Origin of the sequence: Bacillus sp. TH13 (assembly GCF_016651175.1) — a bacterium.
Taxonomy (GTDB): Bacteria; Bacillota; Bacilli; order Bacillales; family Bacillaceae_G; genus Bacillus_A; species Bacillus_A thuringiensis_S.
In genome coordinates this window covers 1,502,796-1,526,199 of the sequence record NZ_JAEKEJ010000025.1, presented here as the reverse complement: position 1 = coordinate 1,526,199, position 23,404 = coordinate 1,502,796, and the positions used below count along the sequence as shown (strand labels likewise).

Below are 23,404 nucleotides of genomic sequence, written 5' to 3'. Positions count from 1 at the left end.
TGGGATATACGGAGTATTTCATTATAGGGAACGATTGGAAAAAATCTTAGAATCTTCATTTGAGCAAATCGCTTTCATACGTTAGAATAGATATGTTACATTGAAAGAAGCGAACACGGTAAACTATTTCATATTGTGCGGAGTTGATAACCATGACAAAACAAACAGAATATAAGCGCAAGCCCGAATGGTTGAAAATTAAGTTAAACACGAATGAAAACTATACAGGCTTAAAGAAAATGATGCGTTCTAAGAATCTTCATACCGTTTGTGAAGAGGCAAAATGTCCGAATATTCATGAATGCTGGGCTGTAAGAAAAACAGCAACATTTATGATTTTAGGTGCGGTTTGTACACGTGCTTGTCGTTTTTGTGCGGTTAAAACAGGCTTACCAACTGAGCTTGATTTACAAGAACCAGAACGCGTAGCAGATTCAGTAGTACAAATGGGCTTAAAGCACGTTGTTATAACAGCGGTTGCACGTGATGATTTAAAGGACGGCGGAGCAGCTGTTTTTGCTGAAACAGTACGAGCAGTACGTCGTAAAAACCCATTCACGTCTATCGAAGTATTACCATCTGATATGGCTGGGGTAGAAGAAAACTTAAAAATGTTAATGGATGCAAAACCAGATATTTTAAACCATAACATTGAAACAGTACGTCGATTATCTAACCGAGTTCGCGCTAGAGCAAAATATGATCGTTCATTAGAGTTTTTACGTCGAGCAAAAGAAATGCAGCCTGATATTCCAACTAAATCGAGCATTATGGTCGGCTTAGGTGAAACAAGAGAAGATTTAATTGAAGCAATGGATGACTTACGTGCAAACAATGTGGATATTTTAACTCTTGGACAATATCTACAACCATCTAAGAAGCATTTACCAGTTATTAAATATTATCCACCAGCAGAATTTGCAGAGCTTAAAGAAATTGCACTTAGCAAAGGATTTAGCCACTGTGAAGCTGGCCCACTTGTGCGTTCTTCTTACCATGCGGACGAGCAAGTACGTTCTGCAAAAGAAAAAACAGCAGAAGCTAAATAATGAAAAAAGAGAGCTAACGATTAGCTCTCTTTTTGTTTGTACTCTAAAACGGTATTTGGACATGTTAATAAAATCTTTTTTAATTCTTCTGTGGATAATTCAATTGTAAATTCAGGAACACCAGGTGTAATTAAAATTTTATCGTACGTATAAACGGAACTGTCCACAATAATTGTTACATCTTGTGAATAACCAAAAGGAGCTACACATCCTGGAGTACAGCCAGTTTCCATTCTTAGTTCATCAGGAGAACAGAGCGATAAGCGTTCTCCAGTTATTTCTTTCATCTCTCCTCGGTTAAGCCGAGTTCCTTCTAACGTAAAAAACACGTAAAAATTTCCAGATGTTGATTTTAAAAATAAGCTTTTACTTGGAGTACCTTGTAAGCCAAGTCTCTCACGTACAATCCGATCTGTCTCATAATCGAGTACCGGTTCGTGTTCGAACTTTTCATAAGAAACATTTGTTTTATGTAGTAGAGCAAGTACGTCTTCGTACATATGAAATAATACCCCTTTCTATTGTTAGAACAGTCTCTTCTCGTGGCGTCAACTGAATGTTTTGGAAAGGGATATTACTTGGACGATGCTTTCCATAAGCGTGTTATGATACATTGTTCGTCGATTGTAATTTCGTAAATATCAGGATTCGTTAAAGTTCTCCATTCATTAAAGCCAATCGTATGATCAAAATGCTTTAAAATGAGTGTAAGTAAATTGCCGTGTGTAACAAGTAGTGTTGTCGTATGGTTTAATTGTAAAACATCTTGAATAAGCGATATGGCACGGTCTGTTGCTTGTTTTGTTGACTCTCCGCCTGAAAAGGCAATATCTATGTTCGTAAAAGTGGATTCTAGTTTTTGCATCCAATCATCCATTGGAACGTTGCTCAATATGCGTTCAGTTAATCGTTCATCTTCTTGGATAGATAAGTTAGCTTGGAGCGCATAGGGCCGAATGGAATCGATAGCTCGGACAAATGGGCTTGAAATAATATGATCGATTTGTAGATGATTTTCTAAGAGGAATGTAGCAAGGGTGTTTGCTTGGTCTTTTCCATCGGTCGTTAATTCATCATCACGTTTTTGCCCAGTTGCTGAACAATGTCGTATTACAATAATTTTCTTCATAATTCATCCCCATCTTTCAAGTTGACGCTATATACTTCGACAAATGTGGAAATAATTCCTTTTTATTGGAAACAGCATATGGATTTAAATATGTGGAAAAGTAATGTGGATAATAAAAAATTGAGGTGCAATGATGAAAAAAATGATATGTATCGTATTCATTATTTGTTTTCTTGCGCAATTGTCCACAACATATGCAGAATCCAACCAAAAACTAAATTATCCAATCAATCGAAATAAGTCATTTGTGAGTGAGGATGTTTTTTATAAACAGTTAGATAAGAAAATCTATAAAGAATATAAAAATGCAGCATATAGTGTTCGGAAAAAAATCTTATTTAAAGAAGTGCCTGATGAAGAATTTTCTTTTAGGCAAAAAACAGCTGTCGGTTGTCGAAGTAGAGTGGTGCTTCAAGATTTTTTTGTTCACCCTGATCGCCAAGTTTATTTTTTCGCTTCTTTTACTCAAAATGAAGTAGAAGAGTTTCATAAGTACATCGTTATAGATGCAGAAACAAAGAGGGAGCTAAAGGAGGGCAAAAGTTATCATCATTGTGATAGTCCTTATAAAAAATAACCCACCAACCGGTGGGTTATTTTTTTACTCTGGTACACTCATTAATTTCTCTTTCATTTTGCGAATAAGAACGACAGCACCAATTGTACAGAGAAGTGTAATTCCTTCGGCAACAAAGATATTGATTGTCTTTGTTTGGTAAAGTGCCGCAAAGAAGTCTACAAATGCGTGGAATAGTATAGCGTATACTAGGAAGATATATTTCTTCTGTTTTACTGCGTATAAAACAAGCATTGTAAAGGCGATTTGAAGCACGAGTGCCATAATTCTTTCTAAGCTACCAAGGAAGTATAAGTAGGCAGGTTGCTGAATTAACATGTCTTGTAAAATGCTGAGTTCGGGTTTTTGTTCAATTAGTCGAGCGAAGCTACCATCGTTAATAGAATTAGCAAAGATTAATGCTTGTAATGCAGAAAAACCGCCAATTAAAATAGATTCAATTCCGCCGTGACCAATTCCATAAGCGAAGCCATCTTTATATTCTAGATATTTTTTTAGTAAGAAGAAGAAGGCAACGAAGCGTCCTAATTCTTCAAAAATACCAGCAGTCAATCCGCCATAAATTGCGAAGGCAAACGGATTTTCTAAAAATGGAGCGATTGTTGGATTACCGCGCATAAATAGGTGGAATGGTGTTTCAAGAATTTGGGTAAATCCGATAAAGATAAGAACACCAATGCCGACCACTTTCCAATTAATATTATATTTTTTACGGAAATAAACGAGTGCGATAATTGGGACCAGAATCGAGACAATGAGTTGAAATATGATGCTGGCAATTACAGTATTTGAAACCATACTTTCACCGCTTTCTAATATATGTACATATCTATTATGCATGAAATACGGGAGAGATGAAACTTTTAGAAAGAAAATGAATTTACTTATTGACTCTAACGTTGCGTCATACTTTATCGTATGTACTAAGGGGGAGATAAAAATGACAATGAGAGTAAAAGAAGTAGCTGATTTAGTTGGAATTAGTGTGCGCACACTGCATCATTACGATGAAATTGGGTTGTTAACCCCAGACGAGACGACAGAGTCTGGATATCGTCTGTATTCCAATGAAAATTTAGAGATATTGCAGCAAATTTTGTTTTTTAAAGAGCTTGGCTTCCCTTTGAAGAAAATTAAAGAAATTATCATGAGTCCATCATTTGATCGCGAAGAGGCACTACAGCTTCATAAGAAAATGCTTATTGAAAAGCGTGCCAGATTAGATAAGGTGATTGCGACGATTGATAAAACAATTCAGCATACAAAAGGAGAGATTGAAATGACGAACAAAGAGAAATTTGAAGGATTCGATTTCAGCCATAACCCATATGAAGAAGAAGCACGTGAAAAATGGGGAGACGCAGCTGTAGATAAAGCGAACGAATATGCAAAAGGTATGTCAAAAGAGAACCAAGAAGAGTTTAATACTATTTATAGAAATTTAGCGGTACTGAGACACGGTGCACCAGATTCTAAAGAGGCGCAGGCAGCGATCAAAGTATGGTACGATTACTTGCAAAACTTTAGTTACTATTCATTAGACGCTTTTAAGGGACTCGGTCAAATGTATGTCGCTGATGAGCGCTTCACGAAAAATATCGATAAGTTTGGTGAGGGGTTAGCGCAGTTTATGTGTGATGCGATGGAAGTTTATGCGGATCGTAATAAAAAGTAAAACAGGTGGAGATTTTCTCCACCTGTTTTACTTTTTAATCATATCATTTAAAGTTTGATCCCCCGTATTGTTCAAATGAGGATTTTTACTCATTTCACGTTTTAACATATCGAGGCTTTGCGTATATTCTGTATCATTTAATGCGCCAGATTGAAGGCCTTGAATTTGGGAAATCAACTTTTGGTCTGTTGATACATATGCTTTATAATAGCGAGGGACGATGGACAAAGCAGCTTTATATACTTGATTTGCTACAAGTTTCGGATCCGTTGTGTTTGCACGGTATACAACGAACACTTCATCATCAGTAACGAGTGTAGCAGCGTTTGTAACGTCAGGAAGTTTGACTGTCATGCTTGTAATCATTTCAGCGACCTTCTCCCGATTAATGGCCCCTACTTGTTTGTTAGATACTTCATGTTTTTGTTTAGAAGAATAACCGACTCTCGTGAGCCTTGTATTTGTATTTTCTGTATGATACATGTCGTTTTTATTGGAAACAAGAACACGGCTTCCTTCTTCGCGCTCCATTTCGGCTTTATTATTTGTTTGGCAGCCTGCAAATAAGGAAACAGTGAGAAGGGAAAGTAAAATTTGTTTTTTCACGATGTATCACCTCCTTCTCCATAGCATGTACTAATTTGCAATTTTTTGTATTTGAAATTGTTGGTTGTTATGCTTTGTGATACGATAAAAAGAAGAATGCTTAGAGAGGAAGTTAATGATGGAGCAAAAGCAAGAGCAAGAGATTCATGCTACGGTGAGCATTAATAATGTACAGTACGAAGTAATTAAAAACTTTCGTGACGGTTTTAGTGAAGAAGCATTTAAAGAGCGCTATGCAGAAATTTTAAATAAATATGATTACATCGTTGGGGACTGGGGATATGAGCAACTTAGATTGCGCGGATTCTTTGATGATAGTAACCAACGTGCGACATATGATACGAAAATTAGTACGTTAACGGAGTATTTATACGAGTACTGTAACTTCGGTTGTGCACATTTTGTACTACGAAAAGTGAAGAAATAAAAAAATCCTCTTACAATTGTAAGAGGATTTTTGGCATATGCTCGCTTACAAACAAATCGAGATATGATCACCTTCAGAAAGTATTGCATTTGGTTTCATTTGTTTTCCGTTCAATTGAATATCCCCATTTTTAATTTTATCCACAATGAGTGTACGGCTCCAATCAGAGATATATGTGGATAAGGCCTTATCCATTCGGTGGGAACCGAAAACGATATCTAATACGATCGTGATTTCAGCTATGCCACTTTCTCTATGTTGCGTAATGGAAATGGTAGTAGTTGTTTCTATTTGATCTTGCTGCGTCATATCGACTGTTTCAACATGTTCAGTAAATGCTTTATAAATACGAAGTTTTTGATTCCACGTGTGATCTTTCGGACATTTATAAATAGCAAAGCGGTATATATTTTTTCCGTTGGCGTTATGCCTACGAATATTTGTATCAGTAAATAGGGTAGTGCGTCTGCAATTTTTACAATATTTTTCGATTGTGTTTTGCTCGTTTTCATATAAACTCCAAGAAATTTGTACTTTCTGCATTTTCCTTCACCTCTTATTTTAGTGGTAAAGGAACGTAATACAGCTATTTGGATGTCTTGTAGTATGAAGACATGAGAAATAGACAAAAATAAAAGGAGATTCCCTTAGGAAGCTCCGTAAACATCATACTACAGATGCGTTACGCTCCTTTGTAATGGGAATGGGCAGACTACTCCCTTGAAAAAAGCATGGTGCTTTTTTGAGAGTAATGCTATCCAATTGCTGGTCCATTACAAAGTAGTTGTTGGCATACGTAGTAAACGTCCTTTCTATCCAAATAGATTTATTCTTAATTATAACATAGAAGATTGAAAATTCTAAACTCTTATAATGAAAAAACACCAGCTAAAATAGCTGGTGCATACGATGAATTATATAAGTTCAAATAAAAATGAGCGTAGTTCTTCTGCGATTTCTTCAGTCATAGAAAATGCGTGCTCTAAGTAGCCTGGTTCGTTTAAATCGTCAGCACCGATGATTGCAAATTTATTACTTTGCATATCAAGGACAATTGTTTTACCGTAATGACGATCGGAGTATAAAAGCGCTAAATCATGACGCTCATTTTCTCCCATAAAGCTAACGAAACGAGTTTTTGTAGCGACAGTGTCGTCGTACAGAAAGAAACGTTCTTCCATACACATGGCTCCTTTATTAAATATCTAAGTTTAAGTGTGGTTTATGATCTAAATGGTGATGCGTTTTAATGAATCGTACTGTTCTTGTTTTGTAACGCATTACGATAGAGTATGTTTCAGCTAAATCTCCGCCAAGGAATTTAACACCGTCTAATAACTCACCAGCAGATACACCAGTTGCTGAGAAGATTGCATCATCCCCAGATACTAAGTCATCTAGCATAAGAAGTTGACGAGGGTCTTCTAATCCCATTTCACGACAACGAGCTTCTTCTTCTTCGTTCATTGGAACTAAGCGAGCTTGCATTTCACCTTCAAGGCACTTTAATGCTGCTGCAGAAATAACACCTTCTGGAGCTCCGCCAATACCTACGAATAAGTCGATACCCGTTCCAGGTAGTGCTGTTGCGATTGACGCACCAACATCACCGTCACCAAATAATTTTACGCGTGCACCTTTTGCACGAACACGGTCAATAATATCTTGATGACGCTCACGTTCTTGAACGATAACTGTTAGATCGCGAATCTTTTTATTGTTAGCTTCTGCTACAATTTCAATTGTTTTTTCAATTGGATCATCTAAGCTAATTTTACCAGCTGCTTTTGGACCAACCGCGATTTTTTCCATGTACATATCAGGAGCATGAAGAAGGTTCCCTTTGTCTGCGATTGCAATAACTGCCATTGCATTTGCAAGACCTTTTGCAACGATGTTTGTACCTTCTAATGGGTCAACGGCGATGTCTACTTCTGGACCGTTACCTGTTCCTAGTTCTTCACCAATATACAACATCGGTGCTTCATCAAGTTCTCCTTCACCGATTACAACTGTACCTGCCATGTTTACTGAATCAAACATATCACGCATTGCTGTAGTTGCTGCATCATCTGCTTCGTTCTTCTTTCCGCGGCCCATCCACTGTGCGGATGCTAATGCTGCTGCTTCTGTTACACGGACAATTTCTAGTGCGAGTTCACGTTCCAAGATTCCATTCCTCCAATTTCAAAAATCATACAAATATAACTATAACAAATAACGGAGAAAAGGTGAATTCGAAAAATTGTCGATTTTTTCAGAAGAAAGCGTTACAATTAAAATGTAAATGCTTTAATTTCCAGGTAGGTGACATTCATGTATTTTGTAGACAGAAAGAAAATAGAACAAATGCTAGTATGTTTAGAACGAGCAACAAGTACATTTCAAGAGAAAAAGATATATGAAACCGAGTTTGAATTTTACGCATTAGAGCGCATAGCCCATCTTATTATTGATACTGTATTAGATGTAGGAAATGCGATGATTGATGGATTTATTATGCGCGATCCAGGAAGCTATGAAGATATTATTGATATTTTAATGGATGAGCGAGTGATAAGTGAAGAAGATGGACAAGGGATGAAAGAAATTATCCTTCTTCGAAAAATGCTTACGCAAGATTATATTCAAATGAATCATGATGAATTATATAAGACGATTCAAAAACATATTGCAGTGGTAGAAAAATACCCAGCAAATATTCGCAGTTATTTAGAAAAGGAATTAGGACCTGTATCTGCATTTGTACCAGAATAATTATGCTTATAAGATCCCCAGAGAATGCCTTTTGGGGATCTTATATTGTATGTGAGAAAGAAAAGGGAGAAGGGTGAAGTATGGGGGAAGCACGTACTACGAAAGACGAGATTGTACAATTGTTGAAAGTAAAGGGAGAGCACACAGTAGCGGAACTAGCTGACGTTTTAGAGATTACAGAAATGGCAATCAGAAGACATTTAAGTAATCTTGAGAAAGATGGACTCATTTATTCTAAGATGGTAAGGCAACATGTCGGAAGACCAACTTATTTGTATGGATTAAGTGAAAAGGGAGAAGATACATTCCCGAAAGAGTATAAGCAATTTGCGATTGATATGCTAGAAGATTTAGCTCGGATGGGCGATGAAAAAATACTTCAATATGTTTTAAAAGAAAGAACGAAGCGTATGGAAGAACAGTTGCAAAAGCGAGTGAGTAATCAAAAGAATTTAGCATATAAAGTGCAAGAGATAGCAGCTATGCAAGAGAAAAATGGTTATATGGTTCAAATAAAGAGAGATGGAGAGAAATCTTTCGTAATTGAAAAACAAAACTGTCCGTTAAAAGAAATTGCAGAGAGATTCCCACAAGTATGTAAAGATGAAAAAGAGATGTATAAGCGTTTATTTACGAACGCAGATGTGAAAACGCTAGCAAACATGTGCGAGGGCGATTGTAGTTGTTCTTACCAAATAAAAGAGAAAAAATGAACGTTATGGGGCGCTTTAAGGTAAAGCGTTTTTTTCTTTTGGAAAAGCGGGTAATATAAGAGTGGTATGATAAGGTGAGAACGTTAGCATAGAAGGAGAGACATAATCGATGTATAAAGGTTACTTAATTGACTTAGACGGTACGATGTATCGCGGGGAAGAACAAATTGAAGAAGCAAGCGACTTCGTCAAAGCATTAGGAGAGCGCGGCATTCCATATTTATTCGTTACGAATAACTCAACTCGCAAACCAGAACAAGTGGCAGAAAAGCTTGTTCGTTTCGATATTCCAGCGAAAGCGGAGCAAGTATTCACAACGAGTATGGCGACTGCGAACTTCATTTATGAACGTAAACAAGATGCAACTGTATATATGATTGGTGAAGAAGGCTTACACGATGCACTTGTGGAAAAAGGATTTGAACTTGTGGATGAAAATCCTGATTTCGTTGTTGTCGGTTTAGATCGTGACATCACATATGAAAAATTAGCAAAAGCATGTCTTGCTGTGCGTAACGGCGCAACGTTTATTTCTACAAATGGAGATATCGCCATTCCGACTGAGCGCGGATTATTACCAGGTAACGGTTCATTAACATCAGTTGTAGCAGTATCAACAGGTGTGGATCCAATCTTTATCGGAAAACCAGAATCAATCATCATGGAACAAGCGTTAAAAGTTCTTGGTATAGGAAAAGATGAAGCATTAATGGTTGGGGATAACTATGATACAGACATTTTAGCGGGAGTAAATGCTGGCATGCATACTCTTCTTGTCCACACTGGAGTCACAACTGTGGAGAAGTTAACAGAATATGAAGTACAACCGACGCAAGTTGTGCATAACTTGACGGAGTGGATTGAGAAGATGTAATGAAGAAAGCTGTTCCAAACTTTGGAACAGCTTTTTTTCTGATATTTGCGGGGAGCCCGATTGGTGTGGGCTAACATTCAGTTGTGACTAGTGTCGATTTTTGTAGGTAAGTCGATATATTTGAAAAATCGCCGATATAATCTGAGTTGCGCTGATATATTAAAAAAATCGCTGATATAATTTTATTAGAATGCACGATTCACAACATCTTTAACTTCTTCAAGATATTGTTTACGCACACTGTCATCCACAGACGGAACACTCGTATAGAATGTATGCTCAATTGTTTCAATGCCTGTAAATTCAAAAATACCAACATCCACTGTTTTCTTCATTGCGTCAAACATACCGCCTGCTGTGTATGCTTCTTTCGAATTTCCCATTGTAGATAATAATAAGCCCTTTTTACCGCTTAATAACTTTTCAATACCGTTTTCACCGTAAGCATAAGCGAAGCCGTGGCTAAATACACGGTCAACGTATCCTTTTAAAATAGCTGGAAGTCCCGCCCACCAAACTGGATAAATGAATGTAATGCTATCAGCCCAAGAGATATGCTCTTGCTCTTCTTTAATATCTTCTGGTGTGTTTCCTTGAGAAAACGAGATGAAATCGGAAGCGCCTAATACTGGATTGAAGTTTAATTCGTATAGATCGCGAACGCGTACTTCATGACCGTTTCCTTCTAACTCACTTTTTACCGTTTCTAAAATCGCATGGTTGAAGCTTTCTGTATTTGGGTGTGCATAAACGATTACATGTTTCATTTTTCTTCCTCCTATTTGTGGATATGTGAATAGTTATTTGTATATCTGTAACTATTATGGTTACTGCTTTTATAGAAGTCAAGTAATACATATGTATAAAAAGACGCCCGAAAATCGCCTTTTTATACCCCGCTCATACAAAGTACAAAGAAGACAAATAAAATAATGACAAGACCGATGCCGAAATTAAATACGAGAGTGCTATCCATATATGTAGCCTCCTTGTTTGAAAGTAAAAAGCACTCTAGTTAAGAGTGCTTTTTTATTTTGAATCTACTTTATAACTTTTAGAAAGTGATTCATGCGTGTAATGATTTACATTATTTTATGTATTTATACTTTGAAATGAGTAAGTCCTTGTTGGATATAGAAAAAAGACACTCGTTGGAGTGTCTTTTAAGATGACAAAATGTGCCAATTGCTTGAGGTTGATAAGACGCTAATTTCCGTGTTAACGCCTTTTCTTTAATCAAGAAGTGTAGCAACAGCGATTCAAATAAATTGTACCATTTGTTTAATTGCGGTGCGTATGCAATTGTGCATATTATGATCATGAGGTAGGTAATGAACTGTGAATAATTTGAAGTGATTTATTTACGATTTCTTCTGCGGCATATATGCCGATTGCGTCTGTTTTTAAAATATGAGGTTGTAAGTTATCATGCATTGCTCCTAATTCACCATGAAGTGGTGCGAAGGCATGATTCGTCTTTTCAAGCATGCATAAATCAAGTAAAGAATCCCCAGCTGTAATAATCGTATCTATTTGCAAAATTTCTTTTATATATTGCACGGCATCCCATTTGTTAATTGGTTTTGGTACAAAGTATAGCTTCCTACCTTGAAGTGAATGATTCCAGCCTTGTTTGTCTAACCAGGAAGTGAAGGATGATAATTCATCATAAGGAATGTTCTCCCGTTTAATGATGCAATAATGGAATAGATCATCAGCTGTTTTTTGTGATATAACCCAATCTTTATGAGCTATTTGCCCAAATTCCTTTAGTATGTCGTTTCTCTCTATACATTCAACCGATAGTCTTTCTTTTACTGTCCTGTTCCAAGTACCATCTTGTTTACCGTTATGAAGGATATTACCGCCGTTACTTGTAATGGCGTATTCGGGAATGATTTCGTTTTGGAATAAAGCAATCCGCTGAAACTGCTCAATAGTTCTTGTTGTAACTGGGATGAAATGTGAGTGCAGTTGTAATTTTTTTAGTAGTGAAATGGTTTTATGTGATATGAAAGAAATTTCTTTCCCATCTAAAGTTTCAATGAGTTGAATTGATTCATCTTCTATAGGGGCACGAAATGATTTCCGGGAATAAATAAGCGTTTGATCAAGATCACTGGCGAAAATCATAACGTTTCCCTCTGAAGAGGCTTAATGAGTCCGCAACATGAATAAGCCATATTCTCATAGATTTCAATTGGGACATTCTTTTCTTTAGCGAGAAGTAAAATATGCTTTAAATCGGGATTGTTTTGCTTACGTATTAAAATTTTCCACGGTATTCTCCGGAGTAATACGCGAGTTGTTTCACCGACTCCTGGTTTAATTAAGTTAATATCGTCAATTTCAAAGTGATTTTGGATAGACTGTATATCTTTTAATCCTTGCCAAGAGGGATCAGTGTAAGTTGAAGTAATATAACGTAATTGATTATCTATATGAGAATGAACAGAAGGGAATAACTCTGTTACCTCATCAACGAAGAAATTTGATAAGTCTTCTTGTTCTAGCTCTTTATAATATTTAACACCATGAAAATCATTTGGACCGATATAGGTGTCATTTAGTACAGTGCGGCTAATTAGTCCAGAGACTGTTGCATTTAAGCAAGCGCTAGGAATAAGAAAATCTTCACGTGTACCGTAAATTGAAGTACAGTAACCGGGATCAGCAAGCACAGCCATACAATGAGAAATGTGTGTATTATTTCGTTCGTTAAATGTGTGTACTGCATATTTTAATTCTTTTTTTATTGCACCTTTTCCAGTCCACCCATCAATGAATTGAATTGTTTCTTTAGGGTGATGTTCCAAAATATAATGGAGTGCATTTTCATCAATACCGCGTCCGCGAACAATAGAAATACAATAGTGAGGTACATCAAGGTTGTATTGATAGCGTATGTAGCGTTTGATAAGAATGCCAATAGGTGTACCAGCACGAGCTAATGAAACGAGGACAAGGTTAGTTCCTTTAGTTTGTATAATCTGTTCGGCGACAACTCCAACAGCGATGGCTAGTTTGTGTTTGTATTGTTGCAGGGAAGAAAAGAATAAATCCATATACGCTTTAGATGGTTTATATTCCATTGGTAACATTTCGGAATAATGTGTGCCAGCTTGAATTGCTTGTTCTCTAGTTTCCGTGGAACTTTCTTTCATTAAATCACTAATATCTTTTAATAGAAAAATAGCATCATTTGGATTGTAACTACTAATATGAGAATTTACTTTTACCATAATTATCAACCTTCCTTTTCTATGCTATTTGAAAATAAGACGATATGAATAAAAGGAATGACTGTTTGTAACTGCTGTAGAAGAGGAGACAGGGCTTCTTCCCCTAAATCACGCTCAATAAAAACAAATACTTCATCGTAATCATGAGGTGAAATATTATAAAAGTAATTTGTAATAGTAGAATCTTCAGGACTTGGATATGAGAAATGATTATGAATGGCGTAGTTCACATCATTTGAAACAGGATGGATAGGGCTTCTTGTTGTAGATTGATATAAAATATTTTCACCCATTTCAGCAGCAATTTTCATTGGGATATACATAAATTCACCTGTCCCGAGACAAAGTGTTCGTTTTCCAATTCTTTCTCTTTTAAAGTTTTTCCTGCTTCTTGAGCGAAAGAATGAATGTGTTTTTGTTCATATGCTGAAATGCCAAATCGCCCAGTATATTTTATATAATTTGATGTATAGGGTAATTTTGGGCAGGTAAGAATATGCTTTTTGAAATTAAGTTTACTTTCTTCAATTTGAATATCTGTTTTTGCAATATTCAATGGTTGGCCAGTTGTATGAATACTGCCTTCTAATAAAGAAATAACATGAATCTTAATTTGAAGTTCTTCTTCTAATTGTTTAAATTGTCTTCTATTAGTATGAGAACGCCAGTCTAATAAAGAAGCAATAATATATTCTTCCCGTGGGAATTTATTTTGAATCGATCTAATAATATTTAATGCTGTTTTTCCTGTTGTCATCTCATCATCTACGAGAACAATAGGATTGCTGTTTTGAAAAAAGCTTTCATCCACATAACAACGGTGCGATGTTGCATGAGAATGTTCTTCCTCAAATGTAATGACAGATTCTAGGTGGGGTATCGATTCCCTAGTTGTATGTACATACTTTGCATTTTGAAAGCATTGAAACATAGAATGACCAAGTGCTGTCGCTGTCTCAGCGAATCCGATGAATAAAACTTCTTCTTGCAGAGGATATTGATAACGAAATACTTCCTCTGGGATTTCATCAATTTCTAATGAAATGAGATTTAAAATTTCTTTTTGAAATGGATGAGAAATATTATGTAGTATTTCCATATATCTTGCAGCGAGAGCAACTCCACTTGATAGGGAGACTGCAGGTTTAATAGGAAGATGCTTTCCAAGGATTGTACTCACAAATAAAAAACTACGTTTCTTATTTATTCTCGCAGCCATTTGAAAAAGACTGTCTAGCGCTAAATTATATGGATTATCACGTACTTCTACATGAACTTGTATATTATTTAAAACGTTATACGTGTTGCTTTGCGTTTGTAATAAGGAGATCGGTGAATTGTTTGTTTTCATGTAGCACCCCGTAAATATTAGATTTTAAAATGGTTTTGCGAGCCCAACCATAATGAGGTTTTACTTCATTCATTTTGTTAGAAAAACTGCTTTTTAGCACTCCATTATACGTATCTGCATTTTGTAAAATTGATCTCGCATCTAAATAATCTTCCATTGTGACAATGTGCATTGCCTGTACAACTTTAATATGAGATGGGTGAATAACTGTCTTTCCGATTAAGCCATTTGCATGGTCAAGTGATACCTCTTGAATAAGCCCTTCTTCATGATCATTAGAAAAATATTCCCATACACATCCTGAAATAATATATTCATTTGTTGCCCTTGAGAAAACGTTAATAATGTCTGAAATACAATCACGGACAACAGTAATATGATAGATAGGTGTGTATTTATTGCGCCGAATACTAAATATACTTGAAAAATCAGTAGCACCAATACGTACATTTAAGATGTAATCGTGATAAGAATCTAGTAAATCTTTTATTTGTAATAATGATTCTGCCCGTGTTTCCTTATACATAATTTCTGGTGATTCTAAAATCGGCATGCCATATAGCGATAATGAGTATAACTCGTTTATATATGCAAGCTGATTGATATAAGTCTTTCCGTTAATAGGTGTGAATTTTGGAAAGACAAAACCACATAAACAATGAACAGCACTACCTAATTCAGTAACAATTGTCTTCATTTGACTGGGCTGTCGAACTCTAATAAAAAGAAGTGGGATGTCTGCTTGATTTAGTATGTTGACACTGACTAAGTTGGCGATTTGCTGTATTTGAACGACGATGTTTTGCTCTGCAAGTTGTACTTCCTCATCGCTGATAGCGTCCTCTAGACAAAGAATAATTGAGGTAGCATCCACATGTTTCTTTCTAATTATATCTTCTGCAATCGTTTCTTTCGTGCCAGGAGTATATAGTGTAGCCCCTAGTGCGTAAGCTAGTTGTTCTTTCCCTATATTTTTTGAAAAACTAAGAGGTTCTTTATAGAAAAAATTTTGCCGTTCTTCTGAGGAGAGATAAGAAAAGTAATTCACATTGTCACCACCTTATTTGTAATGATTCTGTTTAATCGTAACATAATAAGGAAAATCTTCCATAAAATGAAGCGAGAAATTAAAAAAGTATATTGAGAAAGATGAATTATAAGATGAATATCGAATATTGTTAATAGGAATATAATAGGGGGAAAGAGAAAGTGGATATACATAAGTTAACAGAGGAAGAAGCAAATGAGATAAATACGTGGACGTACGAGGAACCATATAGTTTATATAGTTTTTCAGGCGAGAAAGAAGTAATAGAAGAGCTATTAGATGGAACGTATTATGGCTGTTGTAACGATAATGGAGAGTTCATCGGCTATTTTTGTTTTGGAGAAAATGCACAAGTACCAGGTGGAAGAGATGCTCATTTATATGGTGGAGAAGATATGATTGATATCGGACTTGGCATGAAGCCAGATTTAACAGGGAAGGGCATGGGAGAAATGTTTTTTCAAGCTGGAATAGCGTTTGCTGCTAAGGAATTTAATTCGAAAATGTTTCGATTAAGTGTAGCAACATTTAATACAAGAGCGATTACGCTATATAAAAATATCGGATTTAAGCAAGGGCCTATTTTTTTGAGTCGTGGAAGAGAATTTATGCTTATGGAATACGAAAGACCGTCAGCATGAAACTGACGGTCTAGAAAACATTATTATTCCGAGTGATCAGCTCGGTGCGCTAAACGGCTTGAGGCAGCGGCAGCAATTCCGCCAACGATATCGTCAAGGAACGTGTGCACTTTTCCAGTTGATTTATCATTTAAGTATTCTAAAATACCAGGTTTTAATTTATCGATATATCCAAAGTTCGTGAAACCGATAGATCCGTATACATTCACGATAGAAAGTGCGATAACTTCATCAATTCCGTATAAGCCTTCATCACGTTTTACGATATCTTGTAACGGCTCACTTAGCATTCCCTTTTCAGCAAGGACATCAAGCTCGATACCAGTAATCAGTGCGTTTTGTACTTCACGTTTTGATAGTACACGTTCTACATTGTAACGGCATTCTGACATCTCTAAATTTGGATGATATTTTTTTTGAAGAAAATGAACAAGTTCAGCAATATCGTCAATTGTTACACCGCGTTCTTGTAATAGTTGTAATGCTCTTTCTTGTAGTTGATTTGATTCTTTCATGTTTATCACCTTTTTTTCTTTTTAGTATTTGTATACGTTTCGTTGCTTTATCATGTGCATAGGAATGAAAGGCGAGCACAAGCTCATATATATAAAGAAAAACCATAGGTGGCGACTGCGATGATTCAGCATATTTATGAGCATTATCACATGCATGTTAAAGAATTAATCCCCCTTGGCCCCTATAAAAGCTTTTGGATTCGCAACAAAATTTATGTACTTGTTCCAATTGGAGAAATGGAGGAAGAAGTACTTGTAGAGATGAAAAAGCTCAGTGATTATATGAACCAGCAAGGGGATATAACTGTAGCGACTTTCGTTCCGACTATACACGGCTACTATGTAAGTGAGATAGAAGAACAAAATTACTGCTTATTAAAAGGTATGCGCACGTTAGAACGACATGCTATGTCATTAGGAAGTGAGCTTTCTATATTCCATAAACGAGGTGCATTCTTTCCAGAAGAAATTGAGCAATTAAGCCGCATTGGTGAATGGAAAGCGTTATGGGAAAAAAGGCTCGATCAATTAGAAAAGTTTTGGCAATCACAAGTGATGAACCACCCTTCAGATGTATTCGATCAATTGTTTATTGAATCCTTCCCGTATTACTTAGGAGTTGCAGAAAATGCAATTCAATATGTTGTCGATACAGAAATGGATGATACGCCGCAACTAACGGATGCAGCAACAATTTGCCAAGAACGATTCACACCTTTATTATGGCATCAAACGAAGCGGCTCAAACTTCCTTTTGATTGGGTGTATGATCACCCAACTCGAGATATGGCAGAATTAATTCGCTATATGATGATAGAAAAAAAGAAAGACTGGGAGCAAACAATAATTCAATTTGTTACAGATTATGAACGCAATTATTCGCTATCCTCATTTGGCTGGCGCTTATTATTTGCAAGGCTCCTGTTCCCGCTGCACTATTTTGAAACGGTCGAACGATATTATCAAACTGGAAACGAAGAACAAAAAAGCATATATAGAGATCGCTTAGAAGCCATTTTACACGATGTGAACCGCTCAGAGCAATTTATGAAGCATTTTTATGGCTCACTTCGTTTACCAGTAGATAAGCTTGGGATTAGAAAATTAGATTGGCTATCTTAAACGTATAAAAAAGAGACCGCTGGAGGCCTCTTTTTTATACCACAATTTTATGTAATACATTATGCCCCTACCTGTTGATCTGTACATATATTTAAAACGAATTGATGTCTTTCGAGTTTTTCATTTACTTTACCCAATAATTCTTGCTGGATTTCTTTAAATAAAAATTGATAGCTTGTATTCCATGTTGGTATAACGGATGAAAGGCCTAATAAATACTCTTTTTTCTTTTCTAGTTCTTGAATTGTTAAAAAAGTGTTCCCCATTCTTGGCATGTGTCATCCCCCTATGTTTTCTTACTGTATATGTGTGAACGATTCACTATATAGTATTAATTATCGCATTTTTTGAGAAGGATTTCCAATTTTGTTTTATGATGTTAACGGATAAATGTGATTTGAATAAAAAAAGGAGACCCAAATGGGTCTCTTTTTAGGAAGCGGCTAGAACAGTCGGCCATTTCGCGCCTTCCTGTGAGGCAAAAAGCGCCTCTTCGTCAGGAGCTCCAATGACCTCCTGTTCTGAACGAGCCGCTTCCGCTTTTAGATTAAAATACTTGTTCTACTTCAATAACGCCTGGTACTTCTTCAAGTAACGCGCGCTCGATACCAGCTTTTAGTGTGATTGTAGAACTTGGGCAGCTTCCGCATGCACCCATAAGGCGTAGTTTTACGATACCTTCTTCAATGTCTACTAATTCAACGTCTCCGCCATCGCGAAGTAAGAATGGACGTAATTTATCTAATACTTCTAATACTTGTTCTTGCATATGTGGGTTTTCCATTTTTATCGACTCCTTTCATCAGTTTTATTATAATCAAGATAGAGGGGAAAATCTATTTTTTCTCTTCTTGTTTTATTGTCGAAATATTGTATCGTGTTTTTTCAGTATAGGGGTATGGAATAAGTTTGTAAAATGATGTGCTTATGTAATAAGACATCTGAATATACTGTTGGAACAAGAAGTGGGGGAGAAGAAATGGTTAATGTTCAAGTGTATGGGACGAAAGTAATTTGTGCGAGCTGCGTCGGAATGCCATCTTCAACAGAAACGTTTGAATGGTTACAAGCGGCAATTGGTCGTAAATATGAAGGACAAGAAAATAAATTTAATTTCGAGTATATTGATTTCCAAGAAGAACAAGAAGATGAAGATAAGAAAGCATTCGCTGAGCGCGTAGTGGAAGAAGATTTATTTTATCCGGTCGTTCTTGTAAATGGAGAAATTGTTGGAGAAGGAAATCCTCGTTTGAAGGATGTTTACGAAGAAATCGAGAAATATTTATAAAACAAGAAGTCTTTGCGAATTTGCAAAGGCTTTTTTTATTGGAGGGATAGATATGAAAAATGGAGTGAAGCATGCGTTACCGACGGAAGTACAACAGTTAATGGAGCGGTACACAGTAGAATTAAAAGAAATTTTTTTGGATGAAAAAATAGTCGGGGTATATATTTACGGATCCATCGCACTAGGTGCATTTTATAAGGAAACGAGCGATGTTGATTTTGTTACAGTGATAAATGATTCCGTGAATGAAGCTGAAAAACAGCAGCTTGTGGAACTACATAAGAAACTTAGTGATAATACGCTAGGTAAAAGAATGGACGGTATGTATATTCCGCTTGCTGACTTAGGGAAATACAATGATGAAATGAACGAGTACGTGTATTGTGCAGATGGTAAAGCTAATGTTGGTCATTGGGACATTAATGCGGTCACATGGTGGACGTTGAAAAATCAAGGCATTACAGTTACCGGAAAAGAAGCAGAAGATCTTCCGCTGCAAATACAATGGAATGATGTAGTAAATACGATGAAATACAACGTAGAACAGTACTGGAGTGAAAAGGCGAAGAAGCCATATTTATTTTTTATAGAAGAGTGGGTAGAATCAGCTGTCGTTACGATGGGACGTATTTTATATACACTAAATCATAAAACAATCGTTTCAAAAGATAGAGGATTGCAATACTTGTCAGAACGTTCAGCGGAAGAATGGGAGCTCTTATTAAAAGAAGTAGCGAGAATACGGCACAATCCAAAAGAAAAGCGAATGCTCTCAAGGTGGAGAAGAGCAGATATGACGAAGAGGTACTTACTGCATTTAATTGAGACGTGTAGAGAGAAATGGTAGGGACGAAAATGGACAATACAGTGGGGTGTATTGTCTTTTTTATGTTAAATTTGGTATATAATGGTTTAAAAAGTTTAATTATACTGGAGGGGATAGGATGAATATAGAATTAGCTACATATGAAGAAAAGAATGAACAAATGAGTATGCGCCAAGTAATTAGCATTCTATTAATTATTTTTGGGGTCATGCATGGAATTGGTTTTTTGAACCTTTTATATGATTCTTCCTTATACCCATGGTATGTAGATCATCTTATTCCACCTTTCACGTTTTGTATGATTATCGTAATGTATGCACCGGCAAGAAATTGCTGCTTACATTTAATAAAATCATTACAATTCAATAATTTTAAACACTATGTAACGATAGTAATGACAGCGATTGTAATGCTTATATATCTTGCAATATTAAATTTAGTTCTACCACATGGGCTTGGTGTGGATGAGTCTAGTATAGTAATAAAGCCTACTAAAAGTGAAATCATTTTATACGTAGTTGTACTCATGATTTTTGCACCGGTTTGGGAAGAACTTTTATTTCGAGGGATATTTTTCACGAAATTATCTCAGCGCTTTTCTATACTTACTAGTGCCGTTATAAGTGCTTGTATATTTACTTTAGGCCATCCCCTTACAGTAGGTAGTATTTTATATATTTTTGGTATGGGTATATGTTTAGCATACACATATAAGAAAACGAAGAATTTACTCGTTCCAATTGGGATTCATTTATTAAATAATTCGTTTTATTTATTAATAAATTTTCAACTATAAAAAGATGCCTTTTAAAAAGGATGTCTTTTTTATTTTGTAGTAGATAGAAAAGTATTTACAAGTATTGTGTAGAGGAAAGATAATAGAAAAAAATATGTGCATGGGGGAAGCGGATGAGTAAATATAAATTACATATAGATAAAGAACAATTATGGAAAGGGTGCATTTTAAATTCGATTGCCCATGCAATTAATGTAGCACATTGTCCAGATTTCTCACATGAAAGTTCATGGGACGGATTTAACTATAGTATGCAAGATACTCAAGGCGGACAAGGGACAATTACGTTTCATCCGAATTACACGATTGTATGTCTTCAAGATGTGAATAGTGAGAGAATTGATGAGTGGATTGATGCGAAAAATTATTTTGAAGGGGCACCTTCGGAAGTAATAGATATTGCGCAAGAAGAAGCACTTCAATACGTATTAGAAGAAGTAGAAGGCGAAACAGTTCCTTTTATTACAACTGCATTTTGGATTGAGGATAGCGGTGCGTATTCAATTGATTCATTTGAAGAGATGGAAGAGCACGGCGGATTCTTACTAGAAATTCCATTACTTGATACAGAATCAGCAATTGAAAGACTGGAAGAAGAGTATGAACTGACAGAGGAACAAATAGAGCTTTTACAACTCGTGTATAAGAAAAAAATCCAAAGTCCAAATGAGGAAATTAAGTTGTCTAAAGAAGAAGTAGCAATGATTGGGACGGAAGATAGCGAAGGATTGGAAGTTAGTAAGGACTCATTTGAAGAAATGAATATTACTTGGGAGTTGTAGGGGGAGATAACATGTTTCCGATTGGTGATCAGCCGAAGATTATGAAAGACTTAGCAAGTATAGCTGGTGATTTAGAAGAAGTAGCGATTGAGGGGAAAACAAAAAATATAGAACGACTAGCATCTTTGAAAGTTAAAAAATTATGGGTGTTCACAGTAAATCAAAAGCAGTTTGATCATATTCTTACGTATGTTTGTCCCGATATATTATACGTTTACGAAATGAGGGTCGAGGATTTAAGTAGCCTTCAGAAATTGTCTAATTTACAACAGTTGTATATGTGCTGGAATACAAAAGCGAAGACGTTATGGGATATTGATTATAATAAAAAACTCAAATCCTTACTAATTGATGATTTTTCTAAGTTAGAAGATTTAAGTGCTTTAAGTAAGTGCACACAACTCAATACCTACTATATGGGTGGTGGGATAAATACAGCGATGAAAGTACAAACTTTAAAACCACTCGCTGAATTACAGCAGTTGCAAAAGCTTACTTTGATGAATTTAAAGGTTAAAGATGATTCATTAGAACCGTTAATGCAATTGAAAAATTTAAAGGAGTTAAGCTTATCTAATCAATTTAAGGTGGAAGAGTATGCAAAGCTTTCTGTAGCATTGCCATATACGGTATGTGAGTCTTTTAAACCTTACGTATATATAAACGATGCAATAGATGGGAAAAATATAATGGTGACTGGGAGAAGAAGGCCAGTCCTTAATTCAAAAACGGATACTGTGAAGATGCAAAAGTATGAAGAACAATTTAAAAAGTTACAAGAGGAATATAAAGCACTAGTAGAAAGCACAATGTGAAATTACATTGTGCTTTCTACTAGTTTTTTCATATACATATCAACTTCGTGAAAGAATATGGGCTCTTTTTCCTCGGTATTCAGATGCACAGTGCAATGTAAATATTGCTGTAAATAGCGATTAGCTTGTTCGTGCTGTTTTAATTTGTAGAAAGAAAAACAGGTAAGAAGTAGAAACGCTTTTTCTTCTAATATTGGAACGACAGCTAGTATCGGAGTAATGGAATGTATATTTACTTCCACTAAATTTTCATAAGACGCCCACGTTTGAAACCAGTCGAAAATAGTAGAAAGGTAACTCGGAATGTTGATAGTTTCATGTGAAACATTATGCAATAACTGGTTCTGTTTGATATGCATAGGCTCTATTCTCGTTTGTAGAATGCAATCGAATATTGAAATGTTTTCTTTTATTTGTAATTGGTTCGTAATAAGCTGCGGGAGACCGATAGGGTGAACTCCTATATTTATATAAAAATCATCTCCAAACTGGCTTTTTTGTATGTTAATGAGCTTATAAAATCCGTTTTCAGCTTTGAAAAATGTATGTCTTTTTTTCTTAAAGCCGAGTGGTTTTAAAGTGGCGTGTAAATTTGTAATGAAATCTCGATCCTTTTTAGAGCGAGACTTATTCTTCGTCATATTCATACGTAGTTAAGTTTTGTAAGAAACTTTCAAAGTTAGGTGCTAATTCAATAATTTCCTCAAACTCATTATCGATAAATATAACTGGAGGATTTTCAGCTACATTTCGATAGTCTAATGCAATCCATGTATGTCCATCACCAGATAAAAGTACGATATTTTCAGGCATTTCCCATTCTCGAATTAAATAGCGACTCTCTAAAATACTAGATTCATTTTCATCAAAAGAAATACCATATAAACCAGATACATTAACGTGATCGTCTGCCCAAGAATTTGGCTTCGAAGTAGGGTGAGTATCAAGACGAAGAGTTCCCCCATTTTGTTCTTTTAGAAGGTTTATGTATGATTCTGGAAGCTTTACGTTCAGTACCTCTTCTGCTTTTTTGATTAGTTCGTCGTTAATGGGTGCTAGTTTTAAATAGTCATCTTCTGCCCAAATTGTACTCTTCATATTCGGTTACCTCAAATAATAGTTTTAAGAATCTTAAGTCATATATTATAGTTAGTTTAGATAACGCGCAATA

At 35.8% G+C, this 23,404-nt stretch carries 30 protein-coding genes and 1 pseudogene; 14 read left to right on the top strand and 17 right to left on the bottom strand.

Annotated elements, in window-relative coordinates:
- Positions 1 to 152 precede the first annotated feature (152 nt).
- Positions 153 to 1,049, top strand: a complete 897-nt coding sequence (lipA, locus tag JFU02_RS16330) for a lipoyl synthase (RefSeq protein WP_000166367.1) — start codon at positions 153 to 155, stop codon at positions 1,047 to 1,049.
- 20 nt (positions 1,050 to 1,069) lie between these two features.
- Here lipA and JFU02_RS16325 read toward each other — a convergent pair whose 3' ends face one another.
- Both JFU02_RS16325 and JFU02_RS16320 read right to left on the bottom strand, forming a co-directional pair.
- Positions 1,070 to 1,549: a YbaK/EbsC family protein gene (locus JFU02_RS16325; protein ID WP_000272753.1), complete on the bottom strand. Its 480-nt coding sequence runs from the start codon at positions 1,547 to 1,549 to the stop codon at positions 1,070 to 1,072.
- 74 nt (positions 1,550 to 1,623) lie between these two features.
- The gene (locus JFU02_RS16320; protein WP_000721053.1) at positions 1,624 to 2,178 is read right to left on the bottom strand and encodes a histidine phosphatase family protein; all 555 of its coding nucleotides are present in this window, start codon (positions 2,176 to 2,178) and stop codon (positions 1,624 to 1,626) included.
- A gap of 142 nt (positions 2,179 to 2,320) precedes the next feature.
- Here JFU02_RS16320 and JFU02_RS16315 point away from each other — a divergent pair, with 142 nt between their 5' ends.
- Complete coding sequence (locus JFU02_RS16315; protein WP_308201944.1) at positions 2,321 to 2,755, top strand: hypothetical protein; 435 nt, start codon at positions 2,321 to 2,323, stop codon at positions 2,753 to 2,755.
- A gap of 24 nt (positions 2,756 to 2,779) precedes the next feature.
- Here the strand turns inward: JFU02_RS16315 and JFU02_RS16310 are convergent, their stop codons facing one another.
- On the bottom strand, positions 2,780 to 3,595 hold the full coding sequence (locus JFU02_RS16310) for a YhfC family intramembrane metalloprotease (protein WP_042972781.1): 816 nt from the start codon (positions 3,593 to 3,595) through the stop codon (positions 2,780 to 2,782).
- A gap of 100 nt (positions 3,596 to 3,695) precedes the next feature.
- On the opposite strand from JFU02_RS16310, the gene JFU02_RS16305 reads away from it, so the two are divergent.
- Complete coding sequence (locus tag JFU02_RS16305; protein WP_000178766.1) at positions 3,696 to 4,430, top strand: MerR family transcriptional regulator; 735 nt, start codon at positions 3,696 to 3,698, stop codon at positions 4,428 to 4,430.
- Positions 4,431 to 4,457: 27 nt separating this feature from the next.
- On the opposite strand, the gene JFU02_RS16300 is transcribed toward JFU02_RS16305, so the two are convergent.
- Positions 4,458 to 5,036 (bottom strand): YhcN/YlaJ family sporulation lipoprotein, encoded by a 579-nt coding sequence (locus JFU02_RS16300; RefSeq protein ID WP_098285441.1) that lies wholly within the window; start codon positions 5,034 to 5,036, stop codon positions 4,458 to 4,460.
- A 115-nt stretch (positions 5,037 to 5,151) separates the two neighbouring features.
- Between JFU02_RS16300 and JFU02_RS16295 the strand changes: the two genes are divergently transcribed.
- Positions 5,152 to 5,463 (top strand): YutD family protein, encoded by a 312-nt coding sequence (locus JFU02_RS16295; RefSeq protein ID WP_000970508.1) that lies wholly within the window; start codon positions 5,152 to 5,154, stop codon positions 5,461 to 5,463.
- Between the two features lie 45 nt (positions 5,464 to 5,508).
- On the opposite strand, the gene JFU02_RS16290 is transcribed toward JFU02_RS16295, so the two are convergent.
- From JFU02_RS16290 to glpX, 3 genes are all read right to left on the bottom strand, one after another.
- Positions 5,509 to 6,006 carry a hypothetical protein gene (locus JFU02_RS16290; protein WP_001174555.1) on the bottom strand — a complete coding sequence of 166 codons (498 nt, stop codon included), beginning with the start codon at positions 6,004 to 6,006 and terminating at the stop codon, positions 5,509 to 5,511.
- Between the two features lie 371 nt (positions 6,007 to 6,377).
- Positions 6,378 to 6,644 carry a DUF3055 domain-containing protein gene (locus JFU02_RS16285; protein ID WP_000392611.1) on the bottom strand — a complete coding sequence of 89 codons (267 nt, stop codon included), beginning with the start codon at positions 6,642 to 6,644 and terminating at the stop codon, positions 6,378 to 6,380.
- A 16-nt stretch (positions 6,645 to 6,660) separates the two neighbouring features.
- Complete coding sequence (gene glpX, locus JFU02_RS16280; RefSeq protein WP_000439090.1) at positions 6,661 to 7,632, bottom strand: class II fructose-bisphosphatase; 972 nt, start codon at positions 7,630 to 7,632, stop codon at positions 6,661 to 6,663.
- Between the two features lie 147 nt (positions 7,633 to 7,779).
- Here glpX and JFU02_RS16275 point away from each other — a divergent pair, with 147 nt between their 5' ends.
- The 3 genes from JFU02_RS16275 to JFU02_RS16265 all read left to right on the top strand — a co-directional run bounded on the left by JFU02_RS16275 (position 7,780) and on the right by JFU02_RS16265 (position 9,807).
- Positions 7,780 to 8,220, top strand: a complete 441-nt coding sequence (locus JFU02_RS16275; RefSeq protein WP_000274010.1) for a DUF86 domain-containing protein — start codon at positions 7,780 to 7,782, stop codon at positions 8,218 to 8,220.
- 80 nt (positions 8,221 to 8,300) lie between these two features.
- On the top strand, positions 8,301 to 8,933 hold the full coding sequence (locus tag JFU02_RS16270) for a helix-turn-helix transcriptional regulator (protein ID WP_000503340.1): 633 nt from the start codon (positions 8,301 to 8,303) through the stop codon (positions 8,931 to 8,933).
- Positions 8,934 to 9,042: 109 nt separating this feature from the next.
- Positions 9,043 to 9,807: a TIGR01457 family HAD-type hydrolase gene (locus tag JFU02_RS16265; RefSeq protein WP_000276470.1), complete on the top strand. Its 765-nt coding sequence runs from the start codon at positions 9,043 to 9,045 to the stop codon at positions 9,805 to 9,807.
- A gap of 185 nt (positions 9,808 to 9,992) precedes the next feature.
- Here the strand turns inward: JFU02_RS16265 and JFU02_RS16260 are convergent, their stop codons facing one another.
- From JFU02_RS16260 to JFU02_RS16240, 5 genes and pseudogenes are all read right to left on the bottom strand, one after another.
- Positions 9,993 to 10,574 carry an NAD(P)H-dependent oxidoreductase gene (locus tag JFU02_RS16260; protein WP_000683450.1) on the bottom strand — a complete coding sequence of 194 codons (582 nt, stop codon included), beginning with the start codon at positions 10,572 to 10,574 and terminating at the stop codon, positions 9,993 to 9,995.
- A 550-nt stretch (positions 10,575 to 11,124) separates the two neighbouring features.
- Positions 11,125 to 11,940: an HAD family hydrolase gene (locus JFU02_RS16255; protein WP_141535821.1), complete on the bottom strand. Its 816-nt coding sequence runs from the start codon at positions 11,938 to 11,940 to the stop codon at positions 11,125 to 11,127.
- Entirely contained in the window at positions 11,937 to 13,049 is a 1,113-nt protein-coding gene (locus tag JFU02_RS16250) for a cysteine protease StiP family protein (RefSeq protein WP_098568136.1), read from the bottom strand. The genes JFU02_RS16255 and JFU02_RS16250 overlap by 4 nt, the downstream gene beginning before the upstream one ends.
- A 5-nt stretch (positions 13,050 to 13,054) precedes the next feature.
- Positions 13,055 to 14,400, bottom strand: a pseudogene (locus tag JFU02_RS16245) (phosphoribosyltransferase family protein).
- Positions 14,345 to 15,448 carry an HpcH/HpaI aldolase/citrate lyase family protein gene (locus JFU02_RS16240; RefSeq protein WP_061666016.1) on the bottom strand — a complete coding sequence of 368 codons (1,104 nt, stop codon included), beginning with the start codon at positions 15,446 to 15,448 and terminating at the stop codon, positions 14,345 to 14,347. Before JFU02_RS16240 ends, JFU02_RS16245 begins: the two are co-directional and overlap by 56 nt.
- A 161-nt stretch (positions 15,449 to 15,609) precedes the next feature.
- Here JFU02_RS16240 and JFU02_RS16235 point away from each other — a divergent pair, with 161 nt between their 5' ends.
- On the top strand, positions 15,610 to 16,089 hold the full coding sequence (locus JFU02_RS16235; protein WP_061666015.1) for a GNAT family N-acetyltransferase: 480 nt from the start codon (positions 15,610 to 15,612) through the stop codon (positions 16,087 to 16,089).
- A 23-nt stretch (positions 16,090 to 16,112) separates the two neighbouring features.
- On the opposite strand, the gene JFU02_RS16230 is transcribed toward JFU02_RS16235, so the two are convergent.
- Positions 16,113 to 16,604, bottom strand: coding sequence for a phosphatidylglycerophosphatase A family protein (locus JFU02_RS16230; RefSeq protein WP_000665102.1), 492 nt, complete (start codon positions 16,602 to 16,604; stop codon positions 16,113 to 16,115).
- 120 nt (positions 16,605 to 16,724) lie between these two features.
- On the opposite strand from JFU02_RS16230, the gene yutH reads away from it, so the two are divergent.
- A complete protein-coding gene (yutH, locus tag JFU02_RS16225) occupies positions 16,725 to 17,726 on the top strand; it encodes a spore coat putative kinase YutH (RefSeq protein ID WP_000614219.1) in 1,002 nt (333 codons plus the stop codon).
- 59 nt (positions 17,727 to 17,785) lie between these two features.
- Here yutH and JFU02_RS16220 read toward each other — a convergent pair whose 3' ends face one another.
- A complete protein-coding gene (locus tag JFU02_RS16220) occupies positions 17,786 to 18,001 on the bottom strand; it encodes a hypothetical protein (RefSeq protein ID WP_001137789.1) in 216 nt (71 codons plus the stop codon).
- Positions 18,002 to 18,273: 272 nt separating this feature from the next.
- Entirely contained in the window at positions 18,274 to 18,510 is a 237-nt protein-coding gene (locus JFU02_RS16215) for a NifU family protein (RefSeq protein ID WP_000431159.1), read from the bottom strand.
- A gap of 195 nt (positions 18,511 to 18,705) precedes the next feature.
- On the opposite strand from JFU02_RS16215, the gene JFU02_RS16210 reads away from it, so the two are divergent.
- From JFU02_RS16210 to JFU02_RS16190, 5 genes are all read left to right on the top strand, one after another.
- Positions 18,706 to 19,014 carry a YuzD family protein gene (locus JFU02_RS16210; protein WP_000248590.1) on the top strand — a complete coding sequence of 103 codons (309 nt, stop codon included), beginning with the start codon at positions 18,706 to 18,708 and terminating at the stop codon, positions 19,012 to 19,014.
- Positions 19,015 to 19,066: 52 nt separating this feature from the next.
- Positions 19,067 to 19,861 (top strand): nucleotidyltransferase domain-containing protein, encoded by a 795-nt coding sequence (locus JFU02_RS16205; protein WP_061666030.1) that lies wholly within the window; start codon positions 19,067 to 19,069, stop codon positions 19,859 to 19,861.
- Between the two features lie 97 nt (positions 19,862 to 19,958).
- On the top strand, positions 19,959 to 20,636 hold the full coding sequence (locus JFU02_RS16200; RefSeq protein WP_098316663.1) for a CPBP family intramembrane glutamic endopeptidase: 678 nt from the start codon (positions 19,959 to 19,961) through the stop codon (positions 20,634 to 20,636).
- Between the two features lie 113 nt (positions 20,637 to 20,749).
- Positions 20,750 to 21,418, top strand: coding sequence for a hypothetical protein (locus JFU02_RS16195; RefSeq protein WP_000049686.1), 669 nt, complete (start codon positions 20,750 to 20,752; stop codon positions 21,416 to 21,418).
- Positions 21,419 to 21,429: 11 nt separating this feature from the next.
- Positions 21,430 to 22,233 carry a leucine-rich repeat domain-containing protein gene (locus JFU02_RS16190; protein WP_000483945.1) on the top strand — a complete coding sequence of 268 codons (804 nt, stop codon included), beginning with the start codon at positions 21,430 to 21,432 and terminating at the stop codon, positions 22,231 to 22,233.
- Between the two features lie 2 nt (positions 22,234 to 22,235).
- On the opposite strand, the gene JFU02_RS16185 is transcribed toward JFU02_RS16190, so the two are convergent.
- On the bottom strand, positions 22,236 to 22,874 hold the full coding sequence (locus tag JFU02_RS16185; RefSeq protein ID WP_140337785.1) for a DUF4304 domain-containing protein: 639 nt from the start codon (positions 22,872 to 22,874) through the stop codon (positions 22,236 to 22,238).
- Positions 22,861 to 23,331, bottom strand: coding sequence for an SMI1/KNR4 family protein (locus JFU02_RS16180; protein WP_000843112.1), 471 nt, complete (start codon positions 23,329 to 23,331; stop codon positions 22,861 to 22,863). Before JFU02_RS16180 ends, JFU02_RS16185 begins: the two co-directional genes overlap by 14 nt.
- Positions 23,332 to 23,404: the final 73 nt, after the last annotated feature.